Origin of the sequence: Mesorhizobium sp. WSM2561, assembly GCF_000513915.1 — a bacterium.
In the GTDB taxonomy this organism is placed as follows: domain Bacteria; phylum Pseudomonadota; class Alphaproteobacteria; order Rhizobiales; family Rhizobiaceae; genus Mesorhizobium; species Mesorhizobium muleiense.
In genome coordinates this window covers 1-21,186 of sequence record NZ_AZUX01000066.1, presented here as the reverse complement: position 1 = coordinate 21,186, position 21,186 = coordinate 1, and the positions used below count along the sequence as shown (strand labels likewise).

Below are 21,186 nucleotides of genomic sequence, written 5' to 3'. Positions count from 1 at the left end.
CGACGGCACGCCGACCTGACGGGCCAGCAGGATGTGCTCGCGGGTCTGCGGCATCGGGCCGTCGGCGGCCGACACGACCAGGATCGCGCCGTCCATCTGCGCGGCACCGGTGATCATGTTCTTGACATAGTCGGCGTGGCCGGGGCAGTCGACATGGGCGTAGTGGCGGTTGGCCGTCTCGTATTCGACATGCGCCGTCGAGATGGTGATGCCGCGCGCCTTCTCCTCGGGCGCCGCATCNATCTGGTCGTAGCGCTTGTATTCGCCAAAATACTTGGTGATCGCCGCCGTCAGCGACGTCTTGCCATGATCGACATGGCCAATCGTGCCGATGTTCACATGAGGCTTTGTACGCTCGAATTTACCTTTTGCCATGTGATCTCTCCATTCCTGCTCGCCCGTGCGGGCTTTGAATTAAGTTAGCGCTGCAACCCGTTGGGGTTACGCGTATTTCTTCTGGACTTCCTGAGCGACCGCGGTGGGGACCGGCTCGTAGTGATCGAACTGCATCGTGTAGGCCGCGCGGCCCTGGCTCATCGAGCGCAAATTGTCGACGTATTTGAACATGTTGGCGAGCGGCACCATGGCGTTGACAACAACCGCCACGCCACGCGATTCCTGGCCCTGAATCTGGCCGCGACGGCCGTTCAGATCACCGATGACGCTGCCGACATAATCTTCCGGCGTCACCACTTCGACCTTCATGATCGGCTCGAGCAGCTGCACGCCAAGCTTGGGCGCCGCTTCACGGAAGCAGGCACGGCCGGCGATTTCGAAGGCGAGCACCGAGGAGTCGACATCATGGTAGGCGCCGTCGATCAGCGTCGCCTTGACGCCGATCATCGGGAAGCCGGCGAACGGGCCAGAGGTCATGACGCTGTTGATGCCCTTTTCGACACCGGGGATGTATTCCTTCGGCACAGCGCCGCCGACGATCTTGGATTCGAACAGGAATTCGCTGCTTTCCGGATTCGGCTCGAAGAGGATCTTGACACGGGCGAACTGGCCGGTGCCGCCGGTCTGCTTCTTGTGGGTGTAGTCCTGCTCGTGCCTGCGGGTGATCGTCTCGCGATAGGCCACCTGCGGCGCGCCAACATTGGCCTCGACCTTGAACTCGCGACGCATGCGGTCGACGATGATGTCGAGGTGGAGTTCGCCCATGCCGGAGATGATCGTCTGGCCGCTTTCCTCGTCGGTCTTGACGCGAAAGGACGGATCCTCGGCGGCCAGGCGATGCAGCGCAAGGCCCATCTTCTCCTGGTCGTTCTTGGTCTTCGGCTCGATCGCGATCTGGATGACCGGATCGGGGAATTCCATGCGCTCGAGGATGACCGGATGCAGCGGATCGCAGAGCGTGTCGCCAGTCGTCGTGTCCTTGAGGCCGGCCAGAGCGACGATGTCGCCGGCGAAAGCCTCTTCGACGTCAGCGCGCGAATTCGCATGCATCTGCAGCATGCGGCCGATGCGCTCCTTCTTGCCCTTCACCGTATTGTCGACCGAGATGCCCTTGGTGAGCTTGCCCGAATAGATGCGGGCAAAGGTGAGCGAGCCGACGAACGGGTCGTTCATGATCTTGAAGGCGAGCATCGACAGCGGCTCGCTGTCGTCGGCGTGACGCTCGATCTCGGCGTCGGTCTTGGCATCGACGCCCTTGATGGCCGGAACATCGGCCGGCGACGGCAGATATTCGACGACTGCGTCGAGCAGCGGCTGCACGCCCTTGTTCTTGAATGCCGAGCCGCAGAACATCGGGTAGAATTTCACCGCGATGGTGCCCTTACGGATCAGGGCGCGGATCTCGTCATTGCTGGGCATCTTGCCTTCGAGGTAATTCTCGAGCGCCGTCTCGTCCATTTCGACGGCGGCCTCGATCATCTTCTCGCGATATTCTTCGGCACGAGCCTTGAGGTCGTCCGGAATCTCGACAACGTCCCAGGCGGCGCCCAGCGTCTCGTCGCGCCAGACCAGCGCGTTCATCTCGACGAGATCGACGACACCCTTGAACTCGGTCTCGGCGCCGATCGGCAGCTGCATGACGACAGCCTGCGCACCGAGGCGCGAACCGATCATTTCGACCGAGCGATAAAAATCCGCGCCGATCTTGTCCATCTTGTTGCAGAAGATCATGCGCGGCACGCGGTACTTGTCGGCCTGGCGCCAGACGGTCTCCGTCTGCGGCTCGACACCGGCGTTGGCGTCGAGCAGCGCAATGGCGCCGTCGAGCACGCGCAGCGAACGCTCGACCTCGATGGTGAAGTCGACGTGGCCGGGAGTGTCGATGATGTTGAAGCGGTGCATCTTGCCGTCACGAGCCTTCCAGAAGGTCGTGGTCGCGGCGGACGTGATGGTGATGCCGCGCTCCTGCTCCTGCTCCATCCAGTCCATGGTGGCAGCGCCGTCATGGACTTCGCCGATCTTGTGCGACTTGCCCGTGTAGTAGAGGACGCGCTCGGTGGTCGTCGTCTTGCCGGCGTCGATATGCGCCATGATACCGAAATTGCGGTAGTCTTCGATTTTATATTCGCGGGCCATGGGAGGTGCCTCTTCAGTCTCGTTCGCGCTTTACCAGCGGTAGTGCGCGAAGGCGCGGTTGGCTTCTGCCATCTTGTGGGTGTCTTCACGCTTCTTGACGGCGGTGCCGCGGTTGTTGGCCGCGTCCATCAGCTCGCCGGAGAGGCGGTCGACCATCGTGGTCTCGTTGCGGTTGCGGGCGGCGGCGATCAGCCAGCGGATGGCCAGCGCCTGACGGCGCTCGGGGCGCACGTCGACCGGAACCTGGTAGGTGGCGCCGCCGACGCGGCGCGAACGCACTTCCACATGCGGCGCGACATTGTCGAGCGCCTGATGGAAGACGGTGACCGGCTCCTGCTTGGTCTTGGACTGGACCTGGTCGAGCGCGCCGTAGACGATGGTCTCGGCAACCGACTTCTTGCCGTCATACATGACGGCGTTCATGAACTTGGTGACGATCAGATCGCCGAACTTCGGGTCCGGGTTGATCTCACGCTTTTCTGCACTGTGACGACGGGACATTTTTTCTCTGCCTCAATTCTGCGTGGTGGCCTGGATCCCGGATCGTCGCCTGGCGCCGTCCGGGATGACCTTGGCTACGCTTCGGTCACTTCGGACGCTTGGCGCCGTATTTCGAACGGCGCTGCTTGCGGTTCTTCACACCCTGCGTGTCGAGCACGCCGCGGATGATATGGTAGCGGACGCCCGGAAGATCCTTGACGCGACCGCCGCGAATCATCACCACCGAGTGCTCCTGAAGGTTGTGGCCTTCGCCGGGGATGTAGCCGATCACTTCAAAACCATTGGTCAGGCGGATCTTGGCCACCTTGCGCAGCGCCGAGTTCGGCTTCTTCGGCGTCGTTGTATAGACGCGCGTGCAGACGCCCCGCTTCTGCGGGTTCTGCTGCATGGCCGGGACCTTGTTGCGCTTCACCGGCGCAATGCGCGGCTTGCGGATCAGCTGGTTGACGGTAGGCATTAAACCCTCTTGTCTCTCAATTCCGTGTCTCGCCCGGTCAGGGCCGCTCAAAGCGTCATTTCCATACGCAAAGTCGGGCCACAAACCGCGCCTCGCGGTCTTGCCCGAACAAATGGCAGAGGAAGCGGAAACCGCTTCATGCACGCCGGAAATGTCTTTTCGCTCGTAAAACGAACCCTGTTTGAGGCAAACTCCAAAGCGTGTCGCTTCGGAAGGGAGAGCCTCACATCGGTTCTGACTGGGCGGCTTCTACTCGCAAGCCTGTTGCCCGTCAACCCCGGAGCACCAAATATTACGCTGAAACCGAGGCTTGGCAGCCATGCGAAAAGCGCATGTAATTTTCTTTCGCCATTTTGCAAGAGCAAGGAAGAAAGTGACCGGCCCTCGACTGTTGCGTAGCCATGCTTCATGCGAAAAAGCGATATGAACAGCGCAAATCCCCTCGCCCGGAGGAATCGGCCCGTGAACGACAATGATGAGCGCCCGGTCACCATCATCACCGGCCGGGCGTGGAAAAGAAAGGGCGGCAAGCCGGAAGGCGTCCACCTCATGCTGGTCGCGCCCGACGACGATTCGGCGGTGCGCCGGGCGCTCGAATCACTCGCGGCCGAAGGCTACGCCGAGGCGGAGCTCGACCAGATCGGCGATCTGGACGGCGTGCCCGACGAAGAGCCGCATTTGTCGGCCTATCAGGGCGCGCTCGAAGGCGAAGTGTCGATCGTCACCTTCGACGTGCCGCTGTGACCAGCCATGTCCCTGGCCGTCGCGGTTTGGGGCCGTCGCGGTCTCGCGCTGCTTGCCCGGCATCGGTTCTCTGCTAAGAACCAAGCGCAATATCAACCTGCGGAGTCCCCATGTCCCTGAATAGCGGTCCCATCAAGCTCGGCATCGTCGGCGTGGGAAAGATTGTTCGCGACCAGCACCTGCCTGCCTTGGCCAAGGACCGCGACTACCTGCTCAGCGCCGCCGCCAGCCGGCACGGCAAGGTCGACGGCATCGCGAATTTTCCTGATATCGAGGCGATGCTCGACGCCGTGCCGGAACTCGAGGCCGTATCGCTCTGCATGCCGCCGCAGTTCCGCTACGACGCCGCGCGGACGGCACTCGAAGCAAAAAAGCATGTCTTTCTGGAAAAGCCACCCGGCGCCACCGTCAGCGAGGTCGAGGACCTGAAAGCACTGGCGGCGGCAAATGGCGTCTCGCTGTTCGCCAGCTGGCATTCGCGCTATGCGCCGGCGGTGGAAGCCGCACGTGCTTTTTTAGGCTCGACCACGATCGGATCGGCCGCCATCAACTGGAAGGAAGACGTGCGCCGCTGGCACCCCAACCAGGACTGGATCTGGGCCCCGGGCGGCTTCGGCGTCTTCGATCCCGGCATCAACGCGCTGTCGATCGCGACCCACATATTGCCGGCGATGTTCATCACCTCGGCGATCCTCGATTTTCCCGAAAACCGCGCCGCCCCGATCGCCGCGCATATCGCCTTCCGCACCTCGAACGGCTTGCCGGTGGCGATGGAACTCGACTGGCGCCAGACCGGCCCGCAAAGCTGGGACATCCTGGCCGAGACGGACAAGGGCGCGATGGTGCTTTCGGGCGGCGGCGCAAAACTCGCGGTCGACGGCCGCGTCGTTCACGACGAGCCGGAAGCGGAGTATCCGATGCTCTACAGGCGTTTCGCCGAGATCGTGCGCGCCGGCGTCTCCGACGTCGATCTCGCCCCGCTCCAGCATGTCGCCGACGCCTTCATGCTCGGCAAGCGCAATGTGGTCGAGGCGTTTTCCGATTAAGCCGTGGAGCTGCAAGGAGTGGTCTTCGCTCCGGTTCTGCAAGCGTCGCGCCGCCCCTCATCTGGCTGCCGCCATCTTCTCCCGTGAACGGGGAGAAGGACGCCGTCATCAAAGATTTCGCCAATCTCCACCGTCGCAGAAAGAGCGCCAAGGTTGCGGCCAGCTTCTTTCTCCCCGTTTACGGGGAGAAATGCCCGGCAGGGCAATGAGGGGCGGCGCCGGACGATCGAAACAAGTCGCAACGCTCGACGACGCCTCCTCCAGTCCGTCGCCAACTCAACACGCAAAAAAGCCGCCGGGTTGCCCCGACGGCTTCGTTGCCTGAGATCTTTACCCGCCGCGCTTACTGCGCGGCGGAAGCCATGTCGGTCAGCATCGGATCGGCGACCTCGACGCCCGACGCCTTGCGGCGCTCGTCGATGATCAGCTCGTCGCGCGAGGTGGCGATGCGCCGGATCTGGCTCATCGTGCCGCCGGTGCCGGCCGGGATCAGACGGCCGACGATGACGTTTTCCTTCAGCCCTTGCAGCATGTCGGTCTTGCCGGCAACCGCCGCTTCGGTCAGCACCCGGGTCGTCTCCTGGAAGGAGGCGGCCGAGATGAAGGACGGCGTCTGCAGCGAGGCCTTGGTGATGCCCAACAGCACCGGCTGGCCTTCGGCCGGCTTCTTGCCGTCTTCGACCAGGCGCTCGTTGACCTCTTCCAGCTCGATCACGTCGACGTGGTCGCCCGGAATGTAGGTCGAGTCGCCCTGCGCAGTGATCTCGACCTTCTGCAGCATCTGGCGAACGATCACCTCGATGTGCTTGTCGTTGATCGACACGCCCTGCAGACGGTAGACCTCCTGGATCTCGTTGACGAGGTAGGAGGCAAGCGCCTCAACGCCCTTGATCGCCAGGATGTCGTGCGGCGCCGGATTGCCGTCGAGGATGTAGTCGCCCTTCTCGATGACGTCGCCGTCCTGGAGATGGAACGGCTTGCCCTTCGGGATCAGGTATTCGACCGGCTCAAGCGTCGAGTCATGCGGCTCGATGATGATGCGTCGCTTGTTCTTGTAGTCGCGGCCGAAGCGGATCGTGCCATCGATCTCGGCGATGATGGCGTGATCCTTCGGACGGCGTGCCTCGAACAGTTCGGCAACACGCGGCAGACCACCGGTGATGTCCTTGGTCTTGGCGCTTTCCATCGGGATACGCGCCAGCACGTCGCCGGGGCGAACCTGTGCACCCGGCTCGACCGAAAGAATGGCCTCGACCGAGAGCAGGAAGCGAGCGTCGCCGCCCTTCGACAGTTTGCCGACCTTGCCCTTGGCGTCCTGGACGACGATCGCCGGCTTGAGGTCGTTGCCGCGTGGCGTCGAACGCCAGTCGATGACCTCGCGCTTGGTGATGCCGGTCGATTCGTCGGCCGTTTCCTGCACGGAAATGCCGTCGACCAGATCCTCGAACGCCACCTTGCCCTCGATTTCGGTGAGGACCGGGCGGGTATAGGGATCCCACTCGGCGATGCGCTGGCCGCGCTTCACCTTGTCGCCATCGTCCACGAAGATGCGCGAACCATAGGTGAGGCGGTGCGTGGCGCGCTCCTTGCCGGCCTCGTCGAGGATCAGCACCGCCATGTTGCGGCCCATGACCATCTGCTGGCCGTCGGAGTTGCGCACCACGTTGCGGTTGCGGATCTCGACCTTGCCCTCATACGAGGCTTCAAGGAACGACGAGTCCACCACCTGCGCCGTACCGCCCATGTGGAAGGTACGCATGGTGAGCTGGGTGCCCGGCTCGCCGATCGACTGCGCCGCGATGACGCCGACAGCCTCGCCCTGGTTGACCGGGGTGCCGCGGGCCAGATCGCGTCCGTAGCAGACAGCGCAGACACCGACCCTGACGTCGCAAGTCAGCGCCGAGCGGATGCGGACCGACTGGACGCCGGCCTTTTCGATCTGCTCGACGTCGCGTTCGTCCATCAGCGTTCCGGCCTTGACCAGAACCTCACCCGTCACCGGATGCGTGATGTCGTCGAGCGCCGTGCGGCCGAGAACCCGCTGGCCGACGGAAGCGACGACCTGGCCGGCATCGACGATCGGCTGCATGGTGAGGCCCTTGTCGGTGCCGCAGTCGACGGAGTTGACGATGCAGTCCTGAGCCACGTCGACCAGACGACGGGTGAGGTAACCCGAGTTCGCCGTCTTCAAGGCGGTGTCGGCCAGACCCTTGCGGGCGCCGTGGGTCGAGTTGAAATACTCGAGCACGGTCAGGCCTTCCTTGAAGTTGGAGATGATCGGCGTCTCGATGATTTCACCGCTCGGCTTGGCCATCAGGCCGCGCATACCGGCAAGCTGGCGCATCTGGGTGGGCGAGCCACGCGCACCGGAGTGCGACATCATGTAGATCGAGTTCATTGGCTTTTGACGGCCATTGTCCTCGAACTCGACCGCCTTGATGCGGGCCATCATCTCGTCGGCGACCTTTTCCGAGCACTTGGCCCAGGCGTCGACGACCTTGTTGTACTTCTCGCCCTGCGTGATCAGGCCGTCATTGTACTGCTGCTCGTATTCCTTGGCCAAGGCCTCGGTGTCGGAAACCAGCTTGATCTTGGCATCCGGGATCAGCATGTCGTCCTTGCCGAACGAGATGCCGGCGCGGCAGGCGTGGCTGAAGCCGAGGGCCATGATGCGATCGCAGAAAATGACCGTCTCCTTCTGACCGCAATGGCGGTAGACGGTGTCGATCATCTTGGAGATGTTCTTCTTGGTCATCTCCTGGTTGGCGGTCTCGTACGGCACGTTGACGTTCTTCGGCAGAAGCTCGCCGATGATCATGCGGCCGGGCGTGGTGTCGTAGATCTTCGACACGACCTTGCCGTCCGCATCGACCGTGCGGAAGCGGCCCTTGATCTTGGAGTGCAGCGTCACCGCCTTGGTCTCGAGCGCGTGCTGCAGTTCGCCCATGTCGGCAAACACCATGCCCTCGCCCGGCTCGTTCTGGTTGACGATCGACAGATAGTAGAGACCCAGAACCATGTCCTGCGACGGCACGATGATCGGCGCGCCGGAAGCCGGGTGCAGGATGTTGTTGGTCGACATCATCAGCACGCGGGCTTCAAGCTGCGCTTCCAGCGACAGCGGCACGTGAACCGCCATCTGGTCGCCGTCGAAATCGGCGTTGAAAGCCGTGCAGACCAGCGGGTGAAGCTGGATCGCCTTGCCTTCGATCAGGATCGGCTCGAACGCCTGGATGCCGAGGCGGTGCAGCGTCGGCGCACGGTTCAAGAGCACCGGATGCTCGCGGATAACCTCGTCGAGGATATCCCAGACCTCCGGACGCTCCTTCTCGACCAGCTTCTTCGCCTGCTTGACGGTCGAGGAATAACCCTTGGCGTCGAGACGGGCATAGATGAAGGGCTTGAACAGTTCGAGCGCCATCTTCTTCGGCAGGCCGCACTGGTGCAGCTTGAGCTCCGGACCGGTCACGATGACCGAGCGGCCGGAATAGTCGACGCGCTTGCCGAGCAGGTTCTGGCGGAACCGGCCCTGCTTGCCCTTCAGCATGTCGGACAGCGACTTCAGCGGGCGCTTGTTGGCGCCGGTGATGACGCGGCCGCGACGGCCGTTGTCGAACAGCGCGTCGACGGCTTCCTGCAGCATGCGCTTTTCATTGCGCACGATGATGCCGGGCGCGCGCAGCTCGATCAGCCGCTTCAGGCGGTTGTTGCGGTTGATGACGCGGCGATAGAGATCGTTGAGATCGGACGTGGCGAAGCGGCCGCCGTCCAGGGGAACCAGCGGGCGCAGGTCCGGCGGGATCACCGGCACCACCTTCATGATCATCCATTCCGGACGGTTGCCGGACTCCATGAAGTTCTCGACGACCTTGAGCCGCTTCAGATACTTCTTCTGCTTGAGCTCGGATGTAGTCGAAGCCAGCTCCGAACGCAGGTCGCCGGCGATCTTCTCCAGGTCCATGCCGGCCAGAAGGTCGTGGATGGCCTCGGCGCCGATCATGGCGGTGAAGCTATCCTCGCCATATTCGTCGACGGCCATCATGTATTCTTCCTCGCTGAGGAGCTGGTGCTCCTTCAGCGCGGTCAGGCCGGGCTCGGTGACGATGTAGTTCTCGAAGTAGAGAACGCGCTCGATGTCCTTCAGCGTCATGTCGAGCAGCGTGCCGATACGCGACGGCAGCGACTTCAGGAACCAGATATGGGCGACCGGCGCGGCCAGCTCGATATGGCCCATGCGCTCGCGACGGACGCGCGACAGCGTGACTTCGACGCCGCACTTCTCGCAGATGACGCCCTTGTACTTCATGCGCTTGTACTTGCCGCACAGGCATTCGTAGTCCTTGATCGGGCCGAAAATGCGCGCGCAGAACAGGCCGTCGCGCTCCGGCTTGAAGGTGCGGTAGTTGATGGTCTCCGGCTTCTTGATCTCGCCAAACGACCAGGACAGAATCTTCTCAGGGCTGGCGAGCGAAATCCGGATGGAATCGAACACCTGTGCAGGCGCCTGGGGATTGAAGAGATTCATGACCTCTTGGTTCATGCCGTTCTCCTTTTCGGGGTCATCGAAAACCCCTTGCATCTAGCGCGGGCCAAACGCCCGCCGACTTGATCGGCCATCGGCCGAAGAAACTTTCCTGTTTGAGCATGATCTTGGCCGAAAACCGGTAACCACTTTTCGGGATCATGCTCGGCGTCCGGTCGCGGGGATCCGCGACCGGACGTCTTGCTTATTCGGCCGCGTCGGGCAGCCGGATCGGGTTGTCATCGAGCTTGGTGTTCTCCAGCTCGACATTGAGGCCCAGAGACCGCATTTCCTTGACGAGAACGTTGAAGCTCTCGGGGATGCCGGCCTCGAAGGTGTCGTCGCCTCTGACGATCGCCTCATAGACCTTGGTGCGGCCGGCGACGTCGTCCGACTTCACCGTCAGCATCTCCTGCAGCGTGTAGGCGGCGCCGTACGCTTCGAGCGCCCAGACCTCCATCTCGCCGAAGCGCTGGCCACCGAACTGCGCCTTGCCGCCCAGCGGCTGCTGGGTAACGAGCGAGTACGGCCCGATCGAACGCGCGTGGATCTTGTCGTCCACAAGATGGTGAAGCTTGAGCATATATATGTAGCCCATCGTCACTTTGCGATCGAACGGCTCGCCGGTGCGTCCGTCATAGAGCTGCGACTGACCGCTGGTGTGCAGGCCCGCCTGCTCCAGCATGATGTTGATGTCGGCCTCGTGCGCGCCGTCGAACACCGGTGTCGCGATAGAGACGCCGCGGCGCATCTGCTCGCTGAGGCGAACGACGCTCTCGTCGTCATAGTCGCGGACCGGCTCGTTGCGGTCGTTGGCCGGCATGAAGCTCTCGAGCGTCTTGCGCAGCGGCTTGATGTCGCCGCCTGTCTTGTACGCGTCGATCAGCTCGCCGATCTTCCTGCCCATTCCGGCGCAAGCCCAGCCCAGATGCGTCTCCAGGATCTGGCCGACATTCATGCGGCTCGGCACACCCAGCGGGTTGAGCACGATATCGGCATGCGTGCCGTCCTCGAGGAACGGCATGTCCTCGACCGGAACGATCCGCGACACGACACCCTTGTTGCCGTGCCGGCCGGCCATCTTGTCGCCGGGCTGCATCTTGCGCTTCACGGCCACGAAGACCTTGACCATCTTCATGACGCCGGGAGGCATCTCGTCGCCGCGCTGCACCTTCTCGACCTTGTCCATGAAGCGCTGTTCGAGCGCCTTCTTGGAATCGTCGTACTGGCCGCGCAGGGCTTCCAGTTCGCTCTGGAGCTTTTCGTTCTCCACCGCAAACTGCCACCACTGCGAACGCGGATACTCGTCGAGCGTATCCTTCGACAGCTTCGAGCCCTTCTTGAAACCCTTCGGCCCGGCAATCGCATCCTTGCCGACGAGAACGTCGGACAGGCGCGAATAGACGTTGCGGTCGAGAATCGCCTGCTCGTCGTCGCGGTCCTTGGCGAGGCGTTCGATCTCCTCGCGCTCGATCGCCATGGCGCGCTCGTCCTTCTCCACACCGTGGCGGTTGAAGACGCGCACTTCGACGACGGTGCCGAAGGTCCCAGGCGGCATGCGCATGGAGGTGTCACGCACGTCCGATGCCTTTTCGCCAAAAATGGCGCGCAGAAGCTTTTCTTCCGGCGTCATCGGGCTTTCGCCCTTCGGCGTGATCTTGCCAACCAGGATGTCGCCCGGCTGCACTTCGGCACCGATATAGACGATGCCAGCCTCGTCGAGGTTCTTCAGCGCTTCTTCCGAGACATTGGGAATGTCGCGGGTGATTTCCTCCGGCCCGAGCTTGGTATCCCGCGCCATGACCTCGAACTCCTCGATGTGGATCGAGGTGAAGACGTCGTCGGCGACGATGCGCTCGGACAAGAGGATCGAGTCCTCGTAGTTGTAACCGTTCCACGGCATGAACGCGACCAGCACGTTGCGGCCGAGCGCCAGATCGCCAAGCTCGGTCGACGGACCGTCGGCGATGATGTCGCCCTTGTTGACCAGGTCGCCCATGCGCACCAGCGGACGCTGGTTGATGCAGGTGTTCTGGTTCGAACGCTGGAACTTCATCAGCCGGTAGATGTCGACGCCCGACTTGCCGGGATCGAGATCTTCCGTGGCGCGGATGACGATACGCGTCGCGTCGACCTGGTCGACGATGCCGCCGCGGCGGGCGCCGATGGCGGCGCCGGAGTCACGGGCGACGATCGGCTCCATGCCGGTGCCGACGAACGGCGCTTCGGCGCGCACCAGCGGCACGGCCTGACGCTGCATGTTCGAGCCCATCAGCGCGCGGTTGGCGTCGTCGTTCTCGAGGAACGGGATCAGCGCCGCGGCCACCGACACCATCTGCTTGGGCGACACGTCCATCAGATCGACGTTTTCGCGCGGCGCCATCATCACTTCGCCGGCATTGCGGCAAATGACGAATTCGTCGACGAAACCACCATTCTTGTCGAGCTCGGCATTGGCCTGCGCGACGTGGTGCTTGGCCTCTTCCATCGCCGACAGATAGACGACCTCATTGGTCAGCTTGCCGTTGACGATCTTGCGGTACGGGCTCTCGATGAAGCCATACTTGTTGACGCGCGCAAAGGTGGCCAGCGAGTTGATCAGACCGATGTTCGGGCCTTCCGGCGTCTCGATCGGGCAGATGCGGCCGTAATGCGTCGGGTGCACGTCGCGCACCTCGAAGCCGGCGCGCTCCCGGGTCAGGCCACCGGGTCCAAGCGCCGAGAGACGGCGCTTGTGGGTGATCTCCGACAGCGGGTTGGTCTGGTCCATGAACTGCGACAGCTGCGAGGAACCGAAGAACTCGCGCACGGCGGCAGCCGCCGGCTTGGCGTTGATCAGGTCCTGCGGCATCACCGTATCGATCTCGATCGAGGACATGCGTTCCTTGATCGCGCGCTCCATGCGCAACAGGCCGACGCGGTACTGGTTCTCCATCAGTTCGCCGACCGAGCGCACGCGGCGATTGCCGAGATTGTCGATGTCGTCGATCTCACCCTTGCCGTCGCGCAGTTCGACCAGCGTCTTGACCACGGCCAGGATGTCGTCCTTGCGCAGCACGCGCACGGTGTCCTCGGCCTTGAGCTCGAGGCGCATGTTCATCTTGACGCGGCCGACGGCCGACAGATCATAGCGCTCGCTGTCGAAGAACAGCGAGTTGAACATGGCTTCGGCGGTTTCCAGCGTCGGCGGCTCGCCGGGGCGCATGACGCGGTAGATGTCGAACAGCGCGTCCTGGCGGCTCTCGTTCTTGTCGACGTTGAGCGTGTTGCGGATATAGGCGCCAACATTGACGTGGTCGATGTCGAGGACCTTGATCTCGTCGTCGCCGGCGGCGAGAAGCACTTTTAGCGTCTTTTCGTCGATCTCGTCGCCGGCTTCGAGGAAAATCTCGCCGGTCGCATAGTTGACGATGTCCTCGGCAAGGTAGTTGCCGAGCAGATCCTCGTCGGTCGCCTTGATCGCCTTGAGACCCTTTTCGCCGAGCTGACGGGCCTGGCGTGCGGTGATCTTCTTGCCGGCCTCGACGACGACCTCGTTGGTGTCTGCATCGACCAGGTCGCCGACAGCCTTGAGGCCGCGGAAACGATCGACGTTGAACGGGATGCGCCAGTGGTCGCCGGCGCGCTTGTAGGTGATCTTGTTGTAGAAGGTCGACAGGATCTCCTCGGCGTCCATGCCGAGCGCCATCAGCAGCGACGTCACCGGAATCTTGCGGCGGCGGTCGATGCGGGCGTGCACGACGTCCTTCGAGTCGAACTCGATGTCGAGCCACGAACCGCGATAGGGGATGACGCGCGCGGCAAACAGCAGCTTGCCCGACGAGTGCGACTTGCCCTTGTCATGGTCGAAGAAGACGCCCGGCGAACGGTGCATCTGCGAGACGATGACGCGCTCGGTGCCATTGACGATGAAGGTGCCGTTCAAGGTCATGAGCGGCATGTCGCCCATGTAGACGTCCTGCTCCTTGATGTCCTTGATCGACTTGGCGCCGGTATCCTCGTCGATATCGAACACGATGAGGCGCAGCGTCACCTTGAGTGGCGCGGCATAGGTCAGGTCGCGCTGACGGCATTCGTCAACGTCGAATTTCGGTGCTTCGAACTCGTACTTCACGAATTCCAGCATCGAGGAGCCGGAAAAGTCGGAAATCGGGAACACCGATTTGAAAACCGCCTGCAGTCCCTCGTCAGGACGCCCGCCCTTGGGCTCCTCGACCATCAGGAACTGGTCATAGGATGCCTTCTGAACCTCGATCAGGTTCGGCATCTCCGCAACTTCCGGAATCTTTCCGAAGAATTTGCGTACGCGTCTGCGGCCATTGAAAGTTTGTGTCTGGGCCATCGTCGCTCCTTAGCTCGATTCTCGGGGCGAGCCTCGCCGCGGCTCGCCTTGCATTCTCGGCCACCTTCGGCGGCGGCCTTTATTTGTTCACCCGCCACCTGTCGGTGGCCGGCCAAAACGGGAGAAAACCCGTTTCCTGAAGGCCGGTTCACGGCCCTCAGGAAAGAGGTTTTCGTACTCTTCGCGTTACGCAGCCTCCCTTCGCGCCAAGGGAGTGGCGGACGGCGCGTAGCCGCCCGCCGATATCAAACGCTTACTTCAGTTCGACCTTGGCGCCGGCTGCTTCCAGCTGGGCCTTGAACTTGTCCGCGTCGGCCTTGGAAACAGCTTCCTTGACCGGCTTCGGAGCCGCCTCGACCAGGTCCTTGGCTTCCTTGAGGCCAAGACCGGTGATGGCGCGAACTTCCTTGATGACGTTGATCTTCTGAGCGCCCGCCTCGGTGAGGACGACGTCGAATTCCGTCTTTTCCTCGACCGGAGCAGCTGCAGCCGCAGCACCGCCGGCGGCAGCAACCGCCACCGGAGCAGCAGCGGAAACGCCCCACTTTTCTTCCAGAAGCTTCGACAGCTCGGCCGCCTCGAGGACGGTCAGCTTCGAAAGGTCGTCTACGATCTTTGCCAGATCAGCCATTGCAATATTCCTTCATAAGGTTCGAACGTGTGTTTGTGATAGCGAGGAACGGCCTCATGCCGCCTCGTCCTTCCGGGCGTAAGCGCCGATGACGCGCGCGACCGAAGCCGCAGGCGCATTGACGATCTGGGCGATCCGGGTTGCCGGCGTGGCGATCATGCCCACCAGCCTGGCGCGCAGCTCATCGAGCGACGGAAGTGTGGCGAGTGCCTTCACACCGTCGGCGTTGAGCGAGGTGGTGCCCATTGCGCCGCCGAGAATGACGAGCTTGTCATTTCCCTTGGCGAAATCGGACGCGACCTTCGGCGCCGCAATCGGATCCTCCGAATAGGCGATCAGCGTCTGTCCCTTGAACAGGTCGATGATCGATGCGGAGTCCGTGCCCTGAAGAGCGATTTTGGCGAGACGGTTCTTCGCGACTTTGACGGTGCCACCGGCGACACGCATTTTCGACCGAAGGTCGTTCATTTGCGCGACGGTAATACCGGCGTAGTGGGCCACGACGACTGAACCAGCGCCCGAAAACGCTTCATTCAGGCCCGTGACGAGTTCGCGTTTTTCCGCTCTGTCCACTGCCTATCTCCAGTTGACCCCAATCCTGTTAACGGGAACATTCCCATTACGAGGACAGGTGTCGGGTTGCCTTTTGCCGGCCGGGCCATCCAGTAACGGATCTCCCGAACGACGCTCGAGGATCCTGCCCCCTTTCGCCACACCAGCCGGCAAGCCGAATGGTGCGCAGACAAAAGGCAAACACGGTTCGAACCTTTCATTGGAGCAGTCGCTCCGTTGTCCGGTCTTCACCCGTCTCATGCAGGCCCGCATGAATTAAGGCCCCCCTTGAACCAAGGCCTGGGGCCGCCCGCAATCTCGGACAGGATGTCCGGAAGCCTTCCGACTTCCGGTACCGGGCCGCCGAGATAAATCGGAGGCCCGGAATTCTGTTTGCGGATCAGCCCTTTAGCGGCAGATCCAAATAGTTCGCATCAGGACGCTGCCAGCGTCGAGACGTCGAGCTTGAGGCCAGGGCCCATCGTCGAGGTGACCGACACCTTCTTGACGTAGTTGCCCTTGGCGCCAGCCGGCTTCGCCTTGGTGACCGCGTCAGCGAAGGCGCGAACATTCTCTTCCAGCGCCTTGACGTCGAACGAGATCTTGCCGACGCCGCCATGAACGATGCCGGCCTTCTCGACGCGGAACTCGACCGCGCCACCCTTCGACGCCTTGACGGCGGCGGTAACGTCGGTGGTGACAGTGCCGACCTTCGGGTTCGGCATCATGCCGCGCGGGCCGAGCACCTTGCCCAGACGGCCGACCAGCGGCATCATGTCCGGCGTGGCTATGCAGCGATCGAAGTCGATCGTGCCCTTCTGGACGATGTCGACCAGATCCTCGGCGCCAACGATATCGGCGCCGGCCGCCTTGGCTTCCTCGGCCTTGTCGCCACGCGCGAAAACCGCGACGCGGACGGTACGGCCGGTGCCGTTCGGCAGGTTGACCACGCCACGGACCATCTGGTCGGCATGGCGCGGGTCGACACCCAGGTTCATCGCGATTTCAACGGTCTCGTCGAACTTCACCGATGACCGGTCCTTGAGCAGCTTCAACGCATCACCCAAGGCATAGGCCTTGTTGGGATCGATGCCTTCGCGGGTCTTCGATACACGCTTTGCAATCTTTGCCATGATCTCAGCCCACCACTTCCAGACCCATCGAGCGGGCGGAGCCCTCGACCATGCGCATGGCCCCCTCGATATCGGTCGCGTTCAGATCCTTCATCTTCTGCTCGGCGATGGCGCGCACCTTGTCGCGGCCGATCGTGCCGGCCTTGACCTTACCCGGCTCCTTCGAGCCCGACTTCAGGTTTGCGGCCTTCTTCAGGAAGTAGCTCACCGGCGGCGTCTTCATGACGAAGGTGAACGACTTGTCCTGGTAGTAGGTGATCACGACCGGAACCGGCGATCCCTTTTCCATTTCCTGGGTCTGCGCGTTGAACGCCTTGCAGAACTCCATGATGTTGATGCCGCGCTGACCAAGCGCCGGTCCGATCGGGGGCGACGGCGTCGCCGAGCCCGCGGAAACCTGGAGCTTGAGCTGGCCTGCAATTTTCTTAGCCATCTCTTCCTGCCTTTATCTCATGCCGGCCCCAAATCTGGGCAACACCGGCGGTTGCAGTCTGGTGGTGCGGTTCCTGCAGCGGGCTAAAGCCGCATTCGCCTCCCACCCGTTTTGGCGGCGATTTCCACGCCGCCTCCCTCACCGCCGAATTGGCGACAAGCATTTCGGATCAGCCCTTTTCGACCTGTCCGAATTCGAGATCGACCGGCACGGCGCGCCCGAAGATCGAAACTTCCACCTTGAGCCGCGCCCGCTCCTCGTCCACTTCCTGGACGAAACCGTTGAACGAGGCGAACGGACCGTCCGAGACGCGGATCGCCTCGCCGATCTCGAAAGTCACCGACGGCTTCGGCCGCTCGACGCCTTCCTGCACCTGGTTCAGGATGCGCTGTGCCTCGGCCTCGGTGATCGGCACCGGCTTCGAATCACCCAGGAAGCCGGTGACCTTCGGCGTGTTCTTCACGAGCGAGAACACTGCGTCGGTCAGGTTGGCCTTCAGCAGCACGTAGCCCGGGAAGAACTTGCGCTCGGCATCGACCTTGCGGCCGCGGCGTATCTCGACGACCTTCTCGGTCGGCACCACGATCTGCTCGATATCAGCGGACAGGCCTTTCTGCTTGGCCTTGTTCTCGATGTCCTCAGCGACCTTTTTTTCAAAGTTCGAATAGGCGTGGACGATGTACCACCGCGCAGTCATTTCAAGGCTTCTCCGTAATCGCCGGACTCAGCGTCCAATGCCCAGAATCTGCTCGACCGCGAGGCCCATGAGCTGATCGGCAGTAAAGAAAAAGATCATCGCGATCACAGCGAACGCCAGAACCATCACCGTCGAGATCATCGTTTCGCGACGCGACGGCCAAGTCACCTTGGCGGTCTCCGCGCGAACCTGCTGGAGAAAGACGAAAGGATTTGTGGTTTTCGAAGCCATGTGCCGCTCTGTCTGCAAGACCCGTTGACCGGATCTCCTGGATGATCCCGCTGGCCGGGATGTGCCGCCTGAGCCTGTGTTCGCGCCGAATCAGCGCAATCATTTCGCCCATGCAAATCGGACGCGTAAAGCCGGCTTCCCAGCTCCACGCGTCGCGTGTCTGTTTCGTCTACATAAAACCGATTCTTGATCCACGCAAGTGGCAAGTGTCCGCTTTATGCCAAACGCCGCCTCGGAACCATCCAGTCGTCCCGTTCCGGCTATGGCGCTCTTATGCCTCAAGACAGCCTATATGGCAAGCCACCGCGCGATTTTCAAAAGGTCGATGCGCGGAAGACCAGAGATTTTTTCATGAATTGGCCATTTCGAAAAATGGCACGGGCAGCAGGGCTCGAACCTACGACCTGCGGTTTTGGAGACCGCCGCTCTACCAACTGAGCTATGCCCGTATCGCGCGCTGCTATTTCATAAAGCGGACAAGAACTCAAGTCGAGTTTTCAGGCGTGGCCGCGACGGGCTGCAATCGTCGAAATCCGAGGGCCAGCGCCCAGGCGCATATCAGAAGTTCGAGGGCAAAAGTCCAATGCAACATGAAGCTCATGACCCAGTTGCGATACATCGCCGGAACCGTGACGAGTTCGAGCGCGCGCCGGTCGAACGGCATTAGCCACATGATAGGCGACGCCACTGAGTCCAGGATCATGTATATCATTGCGGCGGCAAAGAAGGCGCCGACGGGGGCCAGATATCGCGGATCCCGCCAACCGCTGCCCAGAAGAGCGGCCAGTGCGTGACGTAGGCGTGGTGATGGGTTCGTCCGCCATCGACAAAATGGAAATAGACCATGTCGAGGTCGGGGACGACGCTGCCGAGCATTGCCGCCGCCATGATCCCCGATCTGCCGGGCCAACGGTTTCGTGCGAAAGTACCGAGTATGTAGCCAGCCGGAAGATGAGCGATCAGCATCGTCAAACCTTGTTCATTGCCGAATCGGTCGAACGTCGCGGCGGATTGTGGCGCATTCAGGAAGGACAACCCGCCTCGCCCTATCGCGCTCGGCTGGGGCGTGACTGCGCCTTACAGCTTGACGGCCGCCTCGGCCTGAACCTCGGACGTCGACACGACGCGGCAATTCTCCGGCATTGGCTGCGACTTGCAGATGGTCGGGCCGGTAAATTCATCGGCCGAACCAAGCCCGGTCGTCAGCCCGACTTTCAGCATCGTCTCGGGTTCGAGCTGCCGATGGCGCGAGGCCGGCACCGACCGCATCGCCACCAGCAGACCGGATCCGACCGCCATATCCCTGAGATAGGTTTTGACCCGCTGCTCCAACCCGATCGGGTGCACGGTCAACTGCGCGCGAGGACCGACAAGGCGTCTGACACCGCCGGCAAGCATGATCGGACAGGCCGCGCCACACGCGCCGCTCGCATCGATCGTCAGCCCGACATGGACGCCATCCTCGGCGGTGCAATCCGCCTTGTCCGGCTCGCATCCAATGAAGTCCGTCCGCGCAACCGCCACGTCGAGCTTGCGTTCTCGGATCAACCTTCCGGCGGCCAGAGCGCCGAGCACGTCGCCTCCCGGCGAGTTGATCACCACGGGAAGTCGCCGGTCACCGATCGTGTCCAGCAGTTGGCGCAGCCGTTCCGGCGTTTGAGCGCTGATCGTGCCTTCCGCCGAGATCCATTCGGGACAATTGGGATCGCAGAGAAAACTTCTGCCGCGAACCAGGACGAAGCGCATATCGCCAACATCGGCCCGCTGCCCGGTTTCAGGTTCGACCGGCGCGGCGGGAGCGGGCTTGGCGTACGCCACCACGTCGCCGGCCGGCGCCGGTATTTCCCTGCAGTTCGCGGCCACCGGATCGGTGTTGCACAGGGTTGGCGCGGTCAGCAGGTCGACGGCATCCAGGCTGGTCACGAGCTTCGCCTGCAGCATGTCGTAGGGAGCCAGCTGCTGGATGCTGCTGGCCGGCGTGTTCTTCATCGTCTCGAGCACGGCCTGGCCGACGCCCATTTCGTTCAGATAGGCAGCCAGTCTTTTCTCCACCGACTTGCTCATCTCGTAGGTCTTGTAGCTGCCGGCGTTCTTGCGGCCGACGATCTTCTTGCTGAGGATCTTCTTCTTGCCTCTGACCACGCGATAGGTGGTCCGGTACTGCAATTTCGTCCGGATGTAGGTCGTGGTGATCTGATGCACGCCGAGAAAGGCCCATTGCCCGACGACGCGCCTGATGCCGCCGGCAAACATCAGCGGACAGGCGGAATTGCAGATGGCGCCGCCGGCATAGGCATTGCCGAAATAGCGAGCGCCCTTGCCGTCGTTTTCCTTGCAGTCCTTGGCATCGGGCTGGCAGCCGGTGAACCGGGTTTTACCGACCGCGATATCGAGCTTGTTCCTGCGGAGCAGCCGGCCAAGCGCCAGCGCCGCTTCGACGTTGCCGCCGGGAGAATCCACGACAACGGGTAGTTTTCGGCCACCAAGCCCCTTGAGCGTGCGTTTGAACAGGGCCGGCGTGCCGGCCTCTATCGAGCCTTCAGCCGATATCCATTCCGGGCAGGTCGGTTCGCAACCAGGCGCGCTGCTGCGGACGACGACAAACCGCATCGTCGGACCAAGATCCGGCGCGGATTTTCTGGTGTTCGCCGCGAAGGCAGCGTGTCCCATGACCAGGAACGACGCCAGGCAGATCACCCCTAGCATCCACCATGTCTGGCCATTCAGACGGTGCCACGAAACCATTCGGGAAGCCCCCCGCAATGCAATCTATACTAGTTCAGCTTTGAAGGCTTGCAATAGGGTTTTGCGACGACGCCGCAGGCGCCGGCTATACCTAAAAAGGCAAGTCGTGTGTACGCAAATAAGCAAAAAGGGCAGCCCGAGGACCGCCCTTTTTGCATTCGATCTGACCGGCCAACGCCGGCGCCCACTACTCTTTGATGGTGACGACGATGCCGGCACCGACGGTGCGGCCGCCTTCACGGATGGCGAAGCGCAGCTTCTCTTCCATGGCGATCGGCACGATCAGCTCGACATCGACGGTGATGTTGTCGCCCGGCATCACCATCTCGGTGCCTTCCGGCAGCGACACGATGCCGGTCACGTCGGTCGTGCGGAAGTAGAACTGCGGCCGGTANTTGGTGAAGAACGGCGTGTGACGGCCGCCCTCGTCCTTGGTCAGGATGTAGGCTTCGGCGACGAACTTCTTGTGCGGCTTGACCGTGCCCGGCTTGGCCAGAACCTGGCCGCGCTCGACACCTTCACGGTCGACACCGCGCAGCAGCGCGCCGATGTTGTCGCCGGCCTGGCCCTGGTCGAGCAGCTTGCGGAACATCTCGACGCCGGTGCAGGTCGTCTTGGTG

Annotated in this window: 18 protein-coding genes and 1 tRNA gene; 2 read left to right on the top strand and 17 right to left on the bottom strand. The window is 62.3% G+C overall.

The window, feature by feature from the left end:
* The 4 genes from M727_RS38310 to rpsL all read right to left on the bottom strand — a co-directional run.
* On the bottom strand, window positions 1-375 hold a 375-nt coding region (locus M727_RS38310), incomplete at its 3' end, for a GTP-binding protein (protein WP_156941579.1).
* Window positions 376-441: 66 nt separating this feature from the next.
* Entirely contained in the window at window positions 442-2,532 is a 2,091-nt protein-coding gene (fusA, locus tag M727_RS0131030) for an elongation factor G (protein ID WP_023798114.1), read from the bottom strand.
* Window positions 2,533-2,562: 30 nt separating this feature from the next.
* Window positions 2,563-3,033, bottom strand: a complete 471-nt coding sequence (gene rpsG, locus M727_RS0131025; RefSeq protein WP_008875664.1) for a 30S ribosomal protein S7 — start codon at window positions 3,031-3,033, stop codon at window positions 2,563-2,565.
* Between the two features lie 85 nt (window positions 3,034-3,118).
* Complete coding sequence (gene rpsL / locus M727_RS0131020) at window positions 3,119-3,490, bottom strand: 30S ribosomal protein S12 (RefSeq protein WP_006333356.1); 372 nt, start codon at window positions 3,488-3,490, stop codon at window positions 3,119-3,121.
* Between the two features lie 462 nt (window positions 3,491-3,952).
* On the opposite strand from rpsL, the gene M727_RS0131015 reads away from it, so the two are divergent.
* Together M727_RS0131015 and M727_RS0131010 are read left to right on the top strand one after the other, a co-directional pair.
* Entirely contained in the window at window positions 3,953-4,234 is a 282-nt protein-coding gene (locus M727_RS0131015) for a hypothetical protein (protein ID WP_023798115.1), read from the top strand.
* Window positions 4,235-4,344: 110 nt separating this feature from the next.
* Window positions 4,345-5,280, top strand: a complete 936-nt coding sequence (locus tag M727_RS0131010; RefSeq protein WP_027155821.1) for a Gfo/Idh/MocA family oxidoreductase — start codon at window positions 4,345-4,347, stop codon at window positions 5,278-5,280.
* Between the two features lie 343 nt (window positions 5,281-5,623).
* Here the strand turns inward: M727_RS0131010 and rpoC are convergent, their stop codons facing one another.
* The 13 genes from rpoC to M727_RS0130950 form a co-directional block, all read right to left on the bottom strand.
* Window positions 5,624-9,820, bottom strand: coding sequence for a DNA-directed RNA polymerase subunit beta' (gene rpoC, locus M727_RS0131005; RefSeq protein WP_027155820.1), 4,197 nt, complete (start codon window positions 9,818-9,820; stop codon window positions 5,624-5,626).
* Window positions 9,821-10,007: 187 nt separating this feature from the next.
* Window positions 10,008-14,144, bottom strand: coding sequence for a DNA-directed RNA polymerase subunit beta (rpoB, locus tag M727_RS0131000; protein ID WP_027155819.1), 4,137 nt, complete (start codon window positions 14,142-14,144; stop codon window positions 10,008-10,010).
* 253 nt (window positions 14,145-14,397) lie between these two features.
* Window positions 14,398-14,775, bottom strand: a complete 378-nt coding sequence (rplL, locus tag M727_RS0130995; protein ID WP_023680442.1) for a 50S ribosomal protein L7/L12 — start codon at window positions 14,773-14,775, stop codon at window positions 14,398-14,400.
* 54 nt (window positions 14,776-14,829) lie between these two features.
* A complete protein-coding gene (rplJ, locus tag M727_RS0130990) occupies window positions 14,830-15,348 on the bottom strand; it encodes a 50S ribosomal protein L10 (protein ID WP_023798119.1) in 519 nt (172 codons plus the stop codon).
* Window positions 15,349-15,761: 413 nt separating this feature from the next.
* Window positions 15,762-16,460, bottom strand: a complete 699-nt coding sequence (rplA, locus tag M727_RS0130985; protein ID WP_027155818.1) for a 50S ribosomal protein L1 — start codon at window positions 16,458-16,460, stop codon at window positions 15,762-15,764.
* 4 nt (window positions 16,461-16,464) lie between these two features.
* The gene (gene rplK / locus M727_RS0130980; RefSeq protein WP_023798121.1) at window positions 16,465-16,893 is read right to left on the bottom strand and encodes a 50S ribosomal protein L11; all 429 of its coding nucleotides are present in this window, start codon (window positions 16,891-16,893) and stop codon (window positions 16,465-16,467) included.
* 169 nt (window positions 16,894-17,062) lie between these two features.
* On the bottom strand, window positions 17,063-17,590 hold the full coding sequence (gene nusG, locus M727_RS0130975) for a transcription termination/antitermination protein NusG (protein ID WP_006333333.1): 528 nt from the start codon (window positions 17,588-17,590) through the stop codon (window positions 17,063-17,065).
* Window positions 17,591-17,617: 27 nt separating this feature from the next.
* Window positions 17,618-17,821: a preprotein translocase subunit SecE gene (gene secE, locus M727_RS0130970; protein WP_013531408.1), complete on the bottom strand. Its 204-nt coding sequence runs from the start codon at window positions 17,819-17,821 to the stop codon at window positions 17,618-17,620.
* Between the two features lie 373 nt (window positions 17,822-18,194).
* A tRNA-Trp gene (locus M727_RS0130965) sits at window positions 18,195-18,270 on the bottom strand.
* A gap of 35 nt (window positions 18,271-18,305) precedes the next feature.
* Window positions 18,306-18,485 carry a hypothetical protein gene (locus M727_RS43465; protein WP_245269069.1) on the bottom strand — a complete coding sequence of 60 codons (180 nt, stop codon included), beginning with the start codon at window positions 18,483-18,485 and terminating at the stop codon, window positions 18,306-18,308.
* A gap of 44 nt (window positions 18,486-18,529) precedes the next feature.
* Window positions 18,530-18,856, bottom strand: coding sequence for a metal-dependent hydrolase (locus M727_RS43460; RefSeq protein ID WP_245269067.1), 327 nt, complete (start codon window positions 18,854-18,856; stop codon window positions 18,530-18,532).
* Between the two features lie 42 nt (window positions 18,857-18,898).
* Window positions 18,899-20,566, bottom strand: a complete 1,668-nt coding sequence (locus M727_RS0130955; protein WP_027155817.1) for a hypothetical protein — start codon at window positions 20,564-20,566, stop codon at window positions 18,899-18,901.
* A 187-nt stretch (window positions 20,567-20,753) separates the two neighbouring features.
* Window positions 20,754-21,186: EF-Tu/IF-2/RF-3 family GTPase (locus M727_RS0130950; RefSeq protein WP_027154044.1), on the bottom strand; the 433-nt coding region annotated here is incomplete at its 5' end.

Excerpts from the sequence above, each read along its gene's own strand:
- secE (WP_013531408.1), bottom strand. The coding sequence starts at position 17,821 with ATGGCTTCGAAAACCACAAATCCTTTCGTCTTTCTCCAGCAGGTTCGC.
- rpsL (WP_006333356.1), bottom strand. The coding sequence starts at position 3,490 with ATGCCTACCGTCAACCAGCTGATCCGCAAGCCGCGCATTGCGCCGGTG.
- nusG (WP_006333333.1), bottom strand. The coding sequence starts at position 17,590 with ATGACTGCGCGGTGGTACATCGTCCACGCCTATTCGAACTTTGAAAAA.
- rpsG (WP_008875664.1), bottom strand. The coding sequence starts at position 3,033 with ATGTCCCGTCGTCACAGTGCAGAAAAGCGTGAGATCAACCCGGACCCG.
- M727_RS0131010 (WP_027155821.1), top strand. The coding sequence starts at position 4,345 with ATGTCCCTGAATAGCGGTCCCATCAAGCTCGGCATCGTCGGCGTGGGA.
- rplL (WP_023680442.1), bottom strand. The coding sequence starts at position 14,775 with ATGGCTGATCTGGCAAAGATCGTAGACGACCTTTCGAAGCTGACCGTC.
- rpoB (WP_027155819.1), bottom strand. The coding sequence starts at position 14,144 with ATGGCCCAGACACAAACTTTCAATGGCCGCAGACGCGTACGCAAATTC.
- rplK (WP_023798121.1), bottom strand. The coding sequence starts at position 16,893 with ATGGCTAAGAAAATTGCAGGCCAGCTCAAGCTCCAGGTTTCCGCGGGC.
- fusA (WP_023798114.1), bottom strand. The coding sequence starts at position 2,532 with ATGGCCCGCGAATATAAAATCGAAGACTACCGCAATTTCGGTATCATG.
- rpoC (WP_027155820.1), bottom strand. The coding sequence starts at position 9,820 with ATGAACCAAGAGGTCATGAATCTCTTCAATCCCCAGGCGCCTGCACAG.
- M727_RS43465 (WP_245269069.1), bottom strand. The coding sequence starts at position 18,485 with ATGCCGTTCGACCGGCGCGCGCTCGAACTCGTCACGGTTCCGGCGATG.
- M727_RS0130955 (WP_027155817.1), bottom strand. The coding sequence starts at position 20,566 with ATGGTTTCGTGGCACCGTCTGAATGGCCAGACATGGTGGATGCTAGGG.
- rplA (WP_027155818.1), bottom strand. The coding sequence starts at position 16,460 with ATGGCAAAGATTGCAAAGCGTGTATCGAAGACCCGCGAAGGCATCGAT.